The sequence below is a fragment of the Alteromonas sp. ABE4_545 genome (assembly GCF_056161325.1).
This window is the reverse complement of the sequence record NZ_JBSWYY010000016.1, coordinates 82,059-96,756: the sequence shown is the minus strand read 5'-3', so window position 1 is coordinate 96,756 and position 14,698 is coordinate 82,059. Positions and strand designations below refer to the sequence as shown.

The 14,698-nt window shown below is 46.9% G+C and carries 14 protein-coding genes, 3 tRNA genes and 2 riboswitches; of the genes, 1 reads left to right on the top strand and 16 read right to left on the bottom strand.

The annotated features are described in order from the left end of the window. Positions 1–253 precede the first annotated feature (253 nt). The 16 genes from ACXAH6_RS14395 to ACXAH6_RS14320 form a co-directional block, all read right to left on the bottom strand. A tRNA-Lys gene (locus ACXAH6_RS14395) sits at positions 254–329 on the bottom strand. 30 nt (positions 330–359) lie between these two features. Continuing rightward, positions 360–435: transfer RNA gene (locus ACXAH6_RS14390), tRNA-Lys, on the bottom strand. Between the two features lie 28 nt (positions 436–463). Next, positions 464–539 (bottom strand) — tRNA-Lys (locus ACXAH6_RS14385). A gap of 255 nt (positions 540–794) precedes the next feature. Beyond that, positions 795–2,633, bottom strand: a complete 1,839-nt coding sequence (locus tag ACXAH6_RS14380) for a TonB-dependent receptor plug domain-containing protein (RefSeq protein WP_474877899.1) — start codon at positions 2,631–2,633, stop codon at positions 795–797. A 172-nt stretch (positions 2,634–2,805) separates the two neighbouring features. Continuing rightward, positions 2,806–2,999: riboswitch (cobalamin riboswitch) on the bottom strand. Positions 3,000–3,031: 32 nt separating this feature from the next. Further along, complete coding sequence (cobD, locus tag ACXAH6_RS14375; protein WP_474877897.1) at positions 3,032–4,033, bottom strand: threonine-phosphate decarboxylase CobD; 1,002 nt, start codon at positions 4,031–4,033, stop codon at positions 3,032–3,034. Further along, positions 4,033–5,010: an adenosylcobinamide-phosphate synthase CbiB gene (gene cbiB, locus ACXAH6_RS14370; RefSeq protein WP_474877896.1), complete on the bottom strand. Its 978-nt coding sequence runs from the start codon at positions 5,008–5,010 to the stop codon at positions 4,033–4,035. The genes cobD and cbiB overlap by 1 nt, the downstream gene beginning before the upstream one ends. Next, complete coding sequence (locus tag ACXAH6_RS14365; protein WP_474877894.1) at positions 5,003–5,566, bottom strand: histidine phosphatase family protein; 564 nt, start codon at positions 5,564–5,566, stop codon at positions 5,003–5,005. Before ACXAH6_RS14365 ends, cbiB begins: the two co-directional genes overlap by 8 nt. Then, on the bottom strand, positions 5,563–6,426 hold the full coding sequence (locus ACXAH6_RS14360; protein ID WP_474877893.1) for a cobalamin-binding protein: 864 nt from the start codon (positions 6,424–6,426) through the stop codon (positions 5,563–5,565). Before ACXAH6_RS14360 ends, ACXAH6_RS14365 begins: the two co-directional genes overlap by 4 nt. After that, positions 6,426–7,028: a cob(I)yrinic acid a,c-diamide adenosyltransferase gene (gene cobO / locus ACXAH6_RS14355; RefSeq protein ID WP_474877892.1), complete on the bottom strand. Its 603-nt coding sequence runs from the start codon at positions 7,026–7,028 to the stop codon at positions 6,426–6,428. The genes ACXAH6_RS14360 and cobO overlap by 1 nt, the downstream gene beginning before the upstream one ends. Beyond that, positions 7,025–8,518: a cobyric acid synthase gene (locus ACXAH6_RS14350; RefSeq protein WP_474877890.1), complete on the bottom strand. Its 1,494-nt coding sequence runs from the start codon at positions 8,516–8,518 to the stop codon at positions 7,025–7,027. The genes cobO and ACXAH6_RS14350 overlap by 4 nt, the downstream gene beginning before the upstream one ends. Positions 8,519–8,538: 20 nt before the next feature. Continuing rightward, positions 8,539–9,186 carry a histidine phosphatase family protein gene (locus ACXAH6_RS14345; RefSeq protein WP_474877889.1) on the bottom strand — a complete coding sequence of 216 codons (648 nt, stop codon included), beginning with the start codon at positions 9,184–9,186 and terminating at the stop codon, positions 8,539–8,541. Continuing rightward, complete coding sequence (gene cobU / locus ACXAH6_RS14340) at positions 9,179–9,715, bottom strand: bifunctional adenosylcobinamide kinase/adenosylcobinamide-phosphate guanylyltransferase (RefSeq protein WP_474877887.1); 537 nt, start codon at positions 9,713–9,715, stop codon at positions 9,179–9,181. The genes ACXAH6_RS14345 and cobU overlap by 8 nt, the downstream gene beginning before the upstream one ends. Beyond that, a complete protein-coding gene (cobS, locus tag ACXAH6_RS14335) occupies positions 9,712–10,497 on the bottom strand; it encodes an adenosylcobinamide-GDP ribazoletransferase (protein ID WP_474877885.1) in 786 nt (261 codons plus the stop codon). The genes cobU and cobS overlap by 4 nt, the downstream gene beginning before the upstream one ends. 6 nt (positions 10,498–10,503) lie before the next feature. Continuing rightward, a complete protein-coding gene (gene cobT, locus ACXAH6_RS14330; protein ID WP_474877884.1) occupies positions 10,504–11,580 on the bottom strand; it encodes a nicotinate-nucleotide--dimethylbenzimidazole phosphoribosyltransferase in 1,077 nt (358 codons plus the stop codon). Between the two features lie 14 nt (positions 11,581–11,594). Continuing rightward, positions 11,595–12,608, bottom strand: coding sequence for a FecCD family ABC transporter permease (locus ACXAH6_RS14325; RefSeq protein WP_474877882.1), 1,014 nt, complete (start codon positions 12,606–12,608; stop codon positions 11,595–11,597). After that, positions 12,605–13,414, bottom strand: a complete 810-nt coding sequence (locus ACXAH6_RS14320) for an ABC transporter ATP-binding protein (RefSeq protein WP_474877881.1) — start codon at positions 13,412–13,414, stop codon at positions 12,605–12,607. The genes ACXAH6_RS14325 and ACXAH6_RS14320 overlap by 4 nt, the downstream gene beginning before the upstream one ends. A 149-nt stretch (positions 13,415–13,563) precedes the next feature. Next, positions 13,564–13,696: riboswitch (cobalamin riboswitch) on the bottom strand. A 121-nt stretch (positions 13,697–13,817) separates the two neighbouring features. Here ACXAH6_RS14320 and ACXAH6_RS14315 point away from each other — a divergent pair. Further along, a complete protein-coding gene (locus tag ACXAH6_RS14315) occupies positions 13,818–14,678 on the top strand; it encodes a hypothetical protein (RefSeq protein WP_474877880.1) in 861 nt (286 codons plus the stop codon). Positions 14,679–14,698 lie beyond the last annotated feature (20 nt).

Below are 14,698 nucleotides of genomic sequence, written 5' to 3'. Positions count from 1 at the left end.
GTTTTAGAAACTTTGAAAATTATCGAATAAGAGTGATGACCCATTGTGGATGGGATGGTGTTATCAATCGTGTAAGGTGAATGCTGATCCCCCGTTTATGGGGTAGAGCCCCGCGCTAAAGCGCGTCCAAAATCGCTATCGCCCCGCCCCGTAATAACAAACATGAGTTGTCAAACCGCTTCGCTGGTTCAAATCCTGCGCGGGCAATTTTTGTTTTTTTTATCGATGAGAATAATTAGACGTTTGTTTTTGATGGTGGGTCGTGCTGGATTCGAACCAGCGACCAATTGATTAAAAGTCAACTGCTCTACCAACTGAGCTAACGACCCATCAAAAATTGGAATGTGACTGAGGCGAAGTGGTGGGTCGTGCTGGATTCGAACCAGCGACCAATTGATTAAAAGTCAACTGCTCTACCAACTGAGCTAACGACCCTTCGTCTTAATCACCGCGAGTATTGAAGTGGTGGGTCGTGCTGGATTCGAACCAGCGACCAATTGATTAAAAGTCAACTGCTCTACCAACTGAGCTAACGACCCATCAATCTCGCTTTCGTTCCCACTATGCTGTGGCAACGGCGGCATATAATACTCATTTATTGACGGCGCGCAACCCAAAAATCGATTAATTTGGATTTTTCTTAAAAATTCTGACCAAACGATTATTATTAACACAATTTGGTTATCTTTAAAGCATAAATTGATGAAGTTTAATTGATATTTTTTAACCAGGCATAAAAAAACACCGTGTCTCAAAATGAAACAACGGTGCTTTTTTTACTCAATACCGGTAAATTAAAACTGATATTTCACGCCGGCGTATGCCGCAGATCCAGCTGTATTGTAATTGCTGATATCGCGGTAATCTTCATCCAGTGCATTTTCTACACGACCAAATACTGTTAGCGCATCGGTCACTGCATAGCGCGCAGAAATATTCACTAGCTGATAATCATCCATTTGCGTGCCGTTATCGACAAAATCACGTACAACGCGCAAATTTGCACTTACGTTCAAGCGCTCCAAGCGATAGTTCACACCCAAGTTCAACAAATGCTTAGGACGGCGTGAACGCTGCTCACCTTCTGTGTCTTCGGTGTCATTGTAGGTGTAGTTGGTTACCACTGAGAAACTGTCTGTCACATGCCAGTCACCAATCACTTCAATACCATCAGAGTACGATGTACCGATATCTTGCAAGTAACCAGAATACGTCGCCATATCGTATTCGATGGCGTTTTCAACTTCTTGGTCGAAGTACACAACTTCAATAGACGAGCCTTGGTTTGCGGTATATTGCAAGCCTACTTCATAACCGCGAGATTTTTCTTCTTGCAACGCAGTTGACGACGCCGGTTCGTATGCCCAAGGGCCTCGGTTATATTCAATTTCGTAAATACTCGGCGCACGGAACCCTGTACCTAAGGCACCGCGTAATTTTAGCTCTCCGTTTGCTAGCGCCCAGATATAAGCACTACTAATGCGATAGCTAGTGTGATGGCCAAAATCTTCATTGTCGTCATAGCGCAAGCCTGCGGTGGTGTACCAGTTATCTGCCCATTCACCTTGCACCTCAACATAGTAGCCTTTTTCAATGCGACTCTGCTGCTCAGACGTGATGGCTTGAGACTCCCAATCAAAACCATAAACTAGCTGTGTTTGCGTATTTACCGCTGTGTTACCTAGGTATTCTACGCGCTCAGTTTCACCTTTGGTGAAGTAGCTGCTAGCGCCCTGATTGAAGTTTTCTCGCTCTACCATAGTTTTCGCATAAGCGATGGAGTGATTCCCCCACTCGCCATCGTAACTTAGGCTTGTGCGTAAATTGTCTTGGTTAAAGCTGGAGCTACAGTCATTACTTGCTGTGTCACCAAAGCCACAGTTATCAAATTCACCTTCGCCTTCTGTTGTACGACCAACTAAACTAAACGAAATTTCGTCAGTAATGTTGTAGCCAAATCGGGCATGAACTGTGGTGTTGTCGTATCCATCGTCGTCTTTGCTGGTATCACTGACGAGTGAATTGAAACCATCTGTTGAAAAATCAACGGCGGAAACGTAAAAATTAGCTTTGTCGTAATCGCCACCTACTTCGGCAGCTAAATTGCGCGTATCAAATTGCCCCGCCTCGGCTTGAACACTGCCAAACGTGCCCGCTTGATGACGACCTGTTTGCACATTAATTACACCACCAGCATCAGCACCATACGCAAGACCTTGCGTACCGCGAAGAATCTCTACCCGAGAAACATTAGTACTGAGAAAATGAGCAAGCTGAGGTTGAATTTGTGTGCCTGTTGGGTCAGAAATATCGATACCATCAATACGTACTAATGTGCGAAAACCTTCTTCGCCACGAATACGCAACGACGTGGTAGAGCCAACACTACCGCTTTTGTTCACATAAATAGAAGGCTGAGTCTCCAGTACTTCTGACAGGTTAAATAGGCCTACATTGGCAATGTCTTCAGCGGTCATCACTGACACAGAGGTTGCCACTTCTCGGTAAGGCACTGCTACGCGGCTTGACACCACCACGTGCTCAATAGATGAATCAGTAGATGCAGTGTCAGCAAGTGCGGCTTGTCCAGAGCACGCCAGCGCCACTGCGAGTGATAAATAACGGGTTTTCATAGTGTATCCTCAATCAAAAAGTTCACGATTGAAGGAGGGGGAATAGCGAATGCGTGAGCACCTGATAAACATCAGTGCATCTCAGCAAGTTAAACAACAACGAGAATGAGAAACAAAGGTGAAACACCTTGTAGAGTCAATGCACGCCAATGAAGCCCTCCGCTTCATTCGTAAAAAAACTCTGGATCAGGCCGGTGTCGGGCTCGGTTTTGTTTCAACGTTAAATAACAAAACTTACCGTTGCGGGGGCAGCGGTGCGAACTTACTAAGGCGTGCCATTATTGCCTTATGCTCACACTCTTCCCGTTTAACTTATTGCAAACAATCAGCAATTGTTCAATAAGCACCTGAATCAGCGCGCAAACCATACAAATCCCCCTATGCAAAGTCAAACGGATTTAGTTGATCTCCTTCAACACGTGCGAAAGTTTTTCAAACTCGGGGGCTGTAGGTAACCCAAACCTCAGTGCATCTTGCTCGTCGCACAAACGACAAAGCACTTTCTTACGGCAAAGTCGCTCGTGTATGTCAGAAGCATTAGCCACTTGAACAGTATGAAACAAAGGCGTACTCACTACCCTGTTCGGCCAATATTGGTTTAGTAATTTTGCCAAACGGCTAGATAGCCCATCTAGATAGCGCCGCTGTTGCTGATGCCAATCGGTATCGGCAAGGGCACGTTGCACAACATATTGTGCGGGTCCACTCACACTCCATGGTCCAAGCAATTGCTGAGCGAGCATTAACCACGGCGAAGCAGCATGTAAAAATCCGACTCTCAGCCCTGCCAGCCCAAAAAACTTTCCAATAGACCGCAATACCAATAGGTTATTCGCCTGATTCCGCCCAATCAAGGTATGGTGTGGGGTACAATCCATAAAGGCTTCGTCAACAATTAACATGCCATTTAGTTGCGCTAAACGCTGTTGAATCAATTCGAGATGGTCAACAGATGTATATTCACCAGACGGGTTATTCGGATTGATAATCACCACCACGTCGTGCTGGCGAAGTTTATCGACTGTCAGCGACAGACTAGCGCGATAAAATACGCACTCTACCCCTGCCTTTGCCCATGCGTGTTGATGCTCTTTGTACCCGACTTCTGGTAACCACACTCGTACAACGGGCAAATTTCCCATCTGTAACAAAGTAGGTATTTGTTGAATGATAGCTTGAGAGCCCGCTATCGCGAGAAGATCGGTAACGCCATAATAACGCCTTGCGGTATCGAGTAACGCTGCGTCGTGATCAGGCAATCGCCGCCAGTATTGGGCTGGTATGCTAGGCACGGGGTATCCTATGGGGGCAATGCCAGTAGACAAGTCGATCCAATCTTCGCTGTCACCCCCATAGCGTTGTACATAGTGAGCCAACCGGCCGCCATGAATAACCTGCATTACCCCACCTCGCGATACAAAATAATCAACACGCCAACCAGCAGCAACCCGAAAACAAAAAGGTACGCGCCCCGAGACACAAGATTCACGCTACGATAAATATCATGCACGCGAACCCGGGGCCCCAAGCCCAAAATTGTGCCCTGATATAATTGACCATGATACACCGACGTTCCCCCCACATGACGCCCTAACGCCATAGCACCAGCGGCCATCACTAACCCGCCGTTACGACTTTTATATTGGGCGCTTTGCACATACAACAATCGCCAACTGCGGGCCAAAAGGGTATAAGATGATGCCTGTAAAAGATAAAGCAACGCGCTCAACCACGCAGTGGGATAAGCAAATACATCATCACAACGCGCCGCCCACCATCCAAAATGGAGATAACGCGGCGATTTGTACCCCCACATGGCATCCAAAGTATTAATTAAACGGTGCATGATCACCAAAGGAGCGCCGCCAATCGCAAAATAAAATAAACTGGCGAACACGGCATCATTGCCATTTTCCAGTGTCGACTCTACCGTGGCACGCGTGATCGCCTGCGCGCTAAGGTTTTGGGTATCACGGCTGACCAAATAACTCGTTAGTCTTCGAGCTTCGTTGAGGTTATTGCTGGCTAAGGGAGCGGCAACTTGCGATGCGTGTAAGGTTAAGCTGCGAAGCCCTACGGCAAAATAGACGCATAACACATCGATGAACGCCCCTACTACGCCAGAAGCCGCACTTAACCATAATACCAAAGGTAATGGCACAACACAGATCACCCACGCCAGTCCCCCTTTTACTCGGCGGATTAAAACCGACGTACAGGTTGTATCATCAGTGTTTTTGTCACCGAGCCAACCTTCAATACACTGCGCCAAACGACCAAAACCAACTAACGGGTGAAAACGCGGTACCTCCCCTATCAGCCGATCTAAAATGAGTGCCAGAAAGAGAATCGCTGGCACATAGAGAACGTCAATCAAGCCACCCTGCCCAGCGCAACGTATTGTGAGCGTAAACGAGTTTAAAGCCACCTGTATTAGGAATAGATTTTTGGCTCACCCATTGTGTTGCAACGCACTGCATCGCGTCGCCATGACTCACGATCATTACATCACCTGCGCTTTGCTCAGCGATGTGCAGCAATGCATCTACCATACGCGATCTTACTTGATATGTACTTTCACCTGTGTCGTTGGGCAACACGTTTAATTGCTGATAACAGACTTTTTTAAAGCTGGCATAGTCTGGGGTCTCGCTTGCTAGCTGCCCTTGCCAGTGCCCAAAATGCCGTTCACACAACCCTGCATGTTGTTGAGCAACAAGGCCTAATGCGTGTTCGGTGAAACCAATAGTTTGTACTGCGCGGCCGAGTGTAGAGCTCCACAAGGCCTCGATAGGCCAAGCTTTTGCTTTATCGGCCAAGCCCCTCGCTTGTGCTAATCCGGTGTCGGTCAAATCACTATTTTCTTGCCCTTGCATACGCCTTTCAGTATTGAAAAAGGTTTGTCCATGACGACATACATAAAGGGTTTTCACTCGGTCTTTCCTTGATAAAACTCACGTGCTTGTTGTATCGACTCACACATAACTTGTACTTCACCTAACATGCGCGTTGTCATACGGTGCACTTTGTCAGCATCGGGGTGAAAGATAAATTGGTTTGCTACCGCGGGGAGCTCTGGCCATTGAGACCAATCTAGCCAATCGGGGCTAGCGCCACTATGTGAAGTAGGTTGAATTATCACCTTAGGTTTAAGCGACACGACTTTTTCTAAACTCACTTGAGGGTAGTCGTCAGTTGCCGTTTCAAACAAATTGTGCGCACCACACAGTGCCAGTTGTTGTTGAGGCCATGCGTTGCCCGCAACTGATCGCAAAGGGCGTGCCCACAGCTCATAAAACACATCAACCGGCGTTGCTTGGCTATAGGTGTTTCTCAAAGTATGTAACGCTTCTAAATAAGCATTGGCCTGCGCATTCGCAACGGAGCTTCTGCCAGTCAGCTCTCCGAGTAAAACTAACTCATCAGCAACTCCTTCCAATGTGGCAGGATTGGAGTACACCACATTAATTTTATATTGTGCTAAACGTTGTAAATCGTCGCTCGGGTTACCGGTTTTCCACGCAATAACCACATCGGGGCGCATTTGTAAGATTTTTTCTATTTGCAACCGAGCATAATTGCCAACCCGTGGAATAGCCTTGGCTTGTTCGGGATAATCAGCGTGGTCAGTTGTACCAATAATTTGGTCACCCGCGCCAATCGCATACAGCGACTCGACAATATGCGGTGCAAGCGCAATGATACGCAGTTGCTGTTTTTCTTTGTCCTCAGCAAATGCGTTTTGTGCTGTTATCATCAACAACAAACACGCTGATATAAACCCTATTTTCATCACCAATCAATTCCCTTTTGTGCCTTTATTCCCGCTTCAAAAGCATGTTTTACTGGCTTTACTTCACTCACAGTATCCGCAATATCTAACACGGCGCGATGACACGCGCGCCCAGTCACCACAACGCTTTGCATTGTTGGTCTTGCACTGAGCGTGGCGACAACTTCGTCAATATCCAAGTATTTATAACTCAACATATACGTGATTTCGTCAAGTAGCACGACGTCGATGCTCGGGTCTTGCAACCAAATTTTAGCCTGCTCCCATGCTTTTTTTGCCGCAGCTATATCGGTGTCTTTGTCTTGTGTTTCCCAAGTAAACCCCGTACCCATAACGTGAAAAGGCACACCGCACTTCATCAGTAAGTCTCGCTCTCCACAAGGCCATGTACCTTTAACAAACTGAACGACAGCGGCCTTCATACCATGCCCGACTGCGCGAGTAACTGTGCCAAAGCCAGAGGTCGACTTACCTTTGCCATTTCCTGTCAACACAATAAGAATGCCTTTTTCTTCTTGTGCCTGAGCAATTTTTTGATCCACTTTTTCTTTGTGGGCCTGCATTCTTGCCTTGTGTTTGGCCTGATCGTGTTTATCTGTCATGCTTTATCCTGTTCAATCAATGGCGTTAACTTAGTCCAATCTAGATGGGCTGCTAACGCATCTGCTACGCGATCAATCTCGCGGTCTTGTATTTTTTCATAGTCATCGGCAAGCGTTGTATGTATGCCCGCCCACTGTAAAATTAATTGCAGCGCCTCTGGCGTGTCGAATAACCCGTGTAGGTAACACCCCATCACATTGTTGTCGGCATTCACGCAGCCGTCTGCTTCACCACTGTTTAGGGTAATAAGCGGCGCTGTTTGCACCTTAAACTCACTGCGCCCTGCATGAATTTGATACCCTTGAATGGGGCACTCGCGATAGTTTTTGCCGCCGCCATCTACATCAACTGTCAACGTCCCCGTGTCTTGTGTCAGTTGTTTCGACGGCGTCAATGTCGTCGTTATTGGCAAAGACCCCAACCCTTGCGCTTCCGCTTGGTTGCCCTCTATACCAAGTGGGTCAGCCACTCGATCACCCAACATTTGATAACCACCACAAATACCGAGTACTTTTCCGCCGTAACGCAAATGCTTGGCGATGTCTTTGTCCCAGCCTTGCTGATAGACAAGCGAAAGGTCGGCGATGACGTGTTTACTGCCAGGTAAAATGATCAGATCACACGGTGGTAACGCCGCACCTTGTGGGGCAAAATGCAAATCGACTTGCGGGTGCACACGCAGCATATCAAAGTCGGTGTGGTTGCTAATACGGCTAAACACTGGTACCACTACTTTCAGTACGGTAGCGTCTTGGTTCAGATTTTGTTGCGCGTCAATGGCATCTTCCGCTGCCAATTGCAAATTGTGCAAATAGGGTAACACGCCCAATACGGGCTTACTTGTTCGCGCTTCAAGCCACGTCAAACCCGGCTCTAACAAACTTATATCACCGCGAAATTTATTGATCACAAACCCCACCACGCGATCTTGTTCACTGGGAGACAAAAGATCTAAGGTGCCAACCAATTGGGCAAACACACCCCCACGGTCAATGTCAGCCACTATAATCACCGGGCAATCCACGGCTTCAGCAAACCCCATATTGGCGATATCACGATCTCTCAAATTGATTTCGGCAGGGCTGCCAGCCCCTTCCACCACAATCACTTCGAATTGTTCCTGCAATCGCGTATGAGAGGCGAGTACCGCTTCCATCGCCACCGTTTTGAAGTTGTGGTAAGGCCCTGCTTGCATATTGCCAATGGCAACGCCGTGAACAATAACCTGAGCGCCTGTATCGGTACACGGCTTGAGTAGTATCGGGTTCATATCAACATGCGGAGCAATACCCGCCGCTTGTGCTTGTACCGCCTGCGCTCGACCGATTTCACCGCCTTCTGCAGTCACTGCACTATTTAATGCCATATTTTGTGGTTTAAATGGCGCTACTTTTATGTTCTTTCTTGCCAATACGCGACACAAGCCAGCAACAAGCATGCTTTTTCCGGCATCAGACGACGTACCTTGTACCATGAGTGTTGTGGTCATTTTGTTGTTCACTCTCTAATTTAAACCGGGCTACCAATAAACAAAACCCGAGGTTTAGCGCCGGGAAATTGGCTTAATTGAAATCGTGTCACTGTGGCGTAGTCCAATGTTAGTTGCTGATACAGCGCTGATGCGGCCCAGTCTAGTTGCAATACATACGCTAATACTTGGCGAATAACACCGCCATGCGTCAACACTTGAATATAACGATGTGGGTTTTGTTTGCTTGTTGAACTTGGTGGCGTAGTGGCTTCACTCAATAATGTGCGCCAAGCGGCACAGACCCTTTCGTGTACTTGGTGTAACGCTTCGCCATTTGGCGGCGTGACGTTATCCGGCGCTTGCCAAAACGCCTCTAACTCCTTCCAAATATGAGCCAAATCATCAAATGGCACGCCATCCCAATCGCCAAAGTGACACTCTTGCCAGTGATGGGAAATAGACAAGGCAACCTCTTGCGTTTGAGACCAGTACCGCGCAAAGTTAACACAGCGCTTTAAAGGTGAGGAAACCAATAAATCAGCCTTTGGGAGCCGACCAAACGTCGTTGATAACTGCTCCCACCCTTGCTCATTAAGCAATACGTCTGTTCGACCATATAAAGCGGCAGGCCCATCCACTTTGCCGTGCCTGATGAGGTCGATAACCACTGTATTGTCGTCAACCAATGGGCTGCTCCCCTTTTAGTACCATCGGCAGTCCAGCAGCAACAAAATAAACATTGTCAGCGGCAGCCGCTATGGCTTGATTCAACCAACCAGCTTGGTCGACAAATTGACGGCTCACTTGCCCCATAGGAATAACACCTAGCCCCACTTCGTTTGCAACCAGAACAACTGGCTGGTTTCTCTTTTTTAACGAGGTGATAAGCTGGGAAAATAAATGTGGAAAATCTTGTGAGGGCTGTTCAAAAAGGTGATTGTTTAGCCATAACGTAAGGCAATCTATCAATAAAATATGTTCGCTATTGCATGTGTCGGCCGCTGCAGCTAGCGCTAATGGCGCTTCAATGAGTGACCAATGCGCAGGCCTGTCGTTTTGATGTCGGGCAATGCGTTGTCGCATTTCTTCATCCAGCACCGTGGCTGTAGCAATGTATGTGACGGGCTTTTTATGTTGCCCTTCCCAATGCTGACACAAACGCTGGGCAAAAGCTGATTTACCCGAACGCGCGCCACCGAGGATCAAGGTAATCATGGTGTACCTACCAACATCAGGAGGATTACGTAAATACTCATTTCTTGTATTTGTTGTGCCGCACCCAGGCAATCTCCTGTCACACCATCAATATGTTTGATAAACAGTTGTTTCAGTAAATATCGCACCACAAAGCAAGCGCACAACAACAGCACAAAATGCATCAAAGAAAGCAGTAACACCGACGGCACGAGCGCAATAATAAATAATACGTTAAGGTCACTGGTGGGCAACGGCCTAGTTAACGGCGCGCTTTTTGACATCTCTTTGTGTTCATCTTTGCGGGCGTAGGGTAAGTCTTGAATAAACGACAAGGCCATTGCCCGCGATAGAGGGTATGCGATAAACAATGCAATATAGAACTGACCCTGTTCCCATAGCGCAAACCACAGAGAAGCTTTTAATATTAGCGCCAATGTCAGTGCGCTGACTCCGTATGTTCCCAAACGGCTGTCTTTCATAATGGTGAGCTTGCGCTCTTTTGTCATACCGCCCCAGAACGCGTCAAACGTATCAGCGAGGCCGTCTTCATGAAAAGCTCCTGTACTCAGCAAACTCACAATTAAGCCCAAAACCAGCGCGGGAACCACTGGCAACAAGGTCGTAAGCACACTCACTACAATTGCCACGATACCCGCCAGCATCGCCCCGACCAAAGAAAAGTATCGTCCAGAGCGGTGCATATTGTGATCACTGTAATGCAGTGAGCTGGGCAACGGCAAACGCGTGAAGAAACTCACGCATAATGCCAGCAAATTAAGTTCTACACAGAGTCTTTTCATGAATAACTAAAGCACAACATTTGCACTGTCAAAAGTCGCCATATGGTTGTAAAAATGGGCTGCAGCCCGCAATAAAGGCATAGCCAACGCCGCTCCTGTCCCTTCCCCCAGACGAAGCTCAAGTTCTAGCAATGGCTCTGCATTTAGCGCTTCTAAAATGTTGCCGTGAGCGCTTTCGGCAGACCGATGAGAAAACACCATATAATCTCTAGCGTCAGGCGCAATAAGCACTGCGAATAAAGCCGCAACAGACACAATAAAGCCATCGATAACCAGGGTTTTGCCCGCCGCTGCGGTGGCCAAAATAGCGCCTACCATTTGTACTATTTCAAACCCACCAACCTCTCTCAACATTACTTCGGCTGTGAGGCTTTCACCATGCTGCATCAGCACTCGCTCAATCGCTTGTTCTAGCAGCGCACATTTGAGTTCTCGTTGCTCGGGAGTAATACCTGTACCGAATCCAGTCAGCGCGGTAACCGGTTGATTAAGTGCTAAACTCAACAATGCAGATGCACTACTGGTGTTGCCAATCCCCATTTCGCCAAACGCCAGAACATTAGCACCTTCGGCGATCACCGAGCGTGCGATTTCTGCGCCATAGTGTATTGCTAATTCACAGTCGGCCCGTGACATGGCAGGATAAACAGAAAAATCAGCCGTAGAAGGCTGAATCCGTCTGACAAAATAGTCTTTATGCTTGGTGTCTATTGGCTGCAATATGCCGGCGTCGACCACTTTCAATGCAACTTGGTTCGCCTCGCAAAAACAATTGATCGCCGCCCCACCGTGTAAGAAATTTAACACCATCTGACGAGTAACCGCTTGTGGCGCAATGCTCACACCTTGCTTGGCAATGCCGTGGTCCGCCGCGAATACAACAACGGTAGGCTGATGAATATTGATCTGTTCGGTGGTAGTGTTTTCGGTACACTGTATCAAAGCTAACTGACTCGCCAGCGCTTCTAAACGCCCTAATGAACCTGGGGGTTTAGTTTTGTTGTCAATACGTTGCTGAATGGCCACCAACCTCGACTTATTTGTTGGTGTTACATTCCAATAGCTCGAATCAAATACTGACATGCACAACTCCTCAACTAACTTGCATATCGCTGGCGCATCGCCAAAAGAAAAAATACACTGCCCATAGCGGACGTAATGATACCAATTGGGATTTCTTGCCCTTCAATAGCGGTGCGGGCGAATACATCAACCCAAACCATAAAAGCACCGCCAAGTAATACACATCCTAAGATTAATGTCCGGCTGGTAACACCAAGCCAATTGCGCACAATATGTGGGATCATTAACCCCACAAACCCTATGCCACCGCAATACGATACAACACAGGCGGTCAACATGGCGCATAACACTAGGCACATCATTCTTAAATGATTAACCTGAATACCCAGTGTTTTGGCATTTTCGTCACCCAATAACAAGGCGTCTAGCCGTGGACCAAATAACAGTAATATAGATACCGCCACAACCACGATGGGCAACATGACTAACGCGTACCAGGTTTCTACACGCGCTAAACTCCCCATCATCCAAAATACCACTTGATTGGCGGCAAATGGGTCGCCGACAAACAACAAAAATTGACTAAGTGCACTCAGCATAAAACTCACCGCAACTCCGGCCAACAGCATATGCTCGATGCGACGACCAAAGGCAGTCATTGACAATACTTGTACCAACAATACTGCAAACACAGCCCCCAAAAGAGCGGCAACGGGTAATGCGATAGTGAACGGACTAGCAGGTAGCCCCAACTTAACCCCAAATGGACTGTTGAATAGCAAAGATGCAATCGCAGCTCCTAAGCCCGCCCCTGATACCACGCCAAATAAATAAGGGTCTGCCAAACCATTGCGGGTAACGTTTTGCAGCGTAGCCCCTGCTACCGCAAGCGCTGCCCCAACCAGAAAACCAACCATTACACGGGGAAAGCGAATATCCCAAAAGATCACAGTATCGATAGAATCAGAGCAAGATGCAGTGACACATTGCCATATTGCGTGAGAAGACAAGGATGCCGCACCAAAAAACAACGACGCAACTGGCGCACTGAGTGCGATAAATAACAATAAGCACCACTTTCTTGTCATTTGGTTTCTCCCGTTTGAGCGGGAGGAGACGGACAAAAATCAACTCTTACCATGCCATTAGACTGTTTTTGTACAAAACAAGACAATCTGAAAACCTCTTCAAGATAAGACTGCTGAAGGACAGACTCAACACTCCCCCACGCCTTTACATTCCCTCGGTGTAACAGCATAAGTGCATCGCAATAAGTTGCCGCTAAATTGATATCATGCAAGGTCACGATCACCGTTTTACCTTGTTCCTTGCAGAGACGCTGCAGCAGCAACATAATTTGGTGTTGGTAATACACATCAAGGTGATTAACGGGTTCGTCTAATATCAGTACTGGCGCTCCCTGAACCAAAGCTTGCGCTATCAAGCAACGCTGCTGCTCTCCCCCTGACAACTGATTAAATACTTGGTGTTGTTTATCGGTTAAGCCAACATCTTCGATACAGGCATCTATGTGGGCCAGATCTTGTGCATCAACGCTTGAGAACAGGCCTTTGTGGGGTAACAAGCCCATTTTTACTACTTGCCTCGTTGTTAAGGCAAAAACACTGTCGTGTAATTGATTGACCACAGCGATCCGTTTGGCCACGTCAATTTGTGATAGTTGGTGAATATCTGCGCCATCTAAAAGGACAGTGCCTTTTCCGCGCAGTTGTGCTGACAAACATTTTAACAAGGTTGTTTTACCGGCCCCATTAGGCCCGAGTACACCTGTGATGTGCCCTTGAGAAAACGCGCAATTAAGCGGGTTTAATAACGATTTATGCTTGACCGAATAGGCCAAATCTTTCGCCTGAATAACGGCGCTTGGTATCATAAAGTGCGTAACCCATTAAGTAGAGTGCCTACAATATCTACCATGACAAAGTATTACACCAAAACACTAAGCTAAACGGGAACGAGCACGCGAGACACTATTGAAAGTGACGATACGACATGACGTTTCGTGTATTCCCGCACGAACTGCAAAACGGCAAAAATATGGCTGGTATCTGACTCTGACGACCGAGTTGTCATTACAGTTGCGGGTACAGTTCTGGATTCACACCAGATTCCCAAAATGGTAAAGGCATTATTTACCATTGCGATGCAGGACGAATGCATCACCAAATTTCGCTATGACACGAAGTGTATCAGGAAATTATCTGCGGTTCGATATTCGCTTATTTCTTTTATTTTTTTAAGCGGTTAACATAGAAAAAAACCTATCAGGCATACAAATGGATATTGTTTTTGTTACTACCATTCGGCCAAGAGAAAACAGCCACGACTTTGATAAACTCATTACTTTACTCAATGACACCATTGGGTCACTTTATCAAATTGAAAATTGTAATAAGCATGTGGTTGTTGTTAGTAATGAGCCTCTCTCAATTGCGCCACGATACGATGGGTTTGTATCAAATATAATTCTCAACACCCCCATTACCGACAAAGGAAAAGGCGCTCATTTAGGGTTTAAAGAATCTAAATTAGATGCTGGCTCCAAGCGCATTGTAGGTATTCTGCATGCGCAAACTTTGAGCCCTCGGCATATCATGCTCGTTGATCAAGACGACTTTTTATCCAAAGACATTTATCGCGAGATACAAGCTCAGAGTGACAAAGACTGTATAACAATAGAGAACGGCTACCTCTACAAATCAGGAAGCCGCAACATTGCTCCACAGAAAGATTTTTATCGATATTGCGGTACGTCGCACGTTATGTCAGCGACATTCCTCGCCGCTCACATAAAATCGGTCCCCATTGATCCCGTCTGTCAATTGGAAATAGAAACCCTACTGTCTTTATGTAGCGCCGACGTATTTGAACACATCATTTGTAAACATCGACAAGTAAACGAGCAAACCCTTGCCTTACATGGCACTACGGGCTTTATTGCCGCACCTGTTGCCATTTGGCATTTAGAAACAGGCGAAAACCGTTCGGGCCAAAAGTTAGACACGTTAAGCAGTTATTTAACAAACGAAATGGCAGAGAAATTTGGATTACCTGAAGTGAAAAGCGGGTATTGGCAATATGTAATGAACAATCTGTCTGCCCTGTTACATAGAGCGTTAAGGGTGCTAAGAAAATAGCGAAGTAGAAATAACAAAAA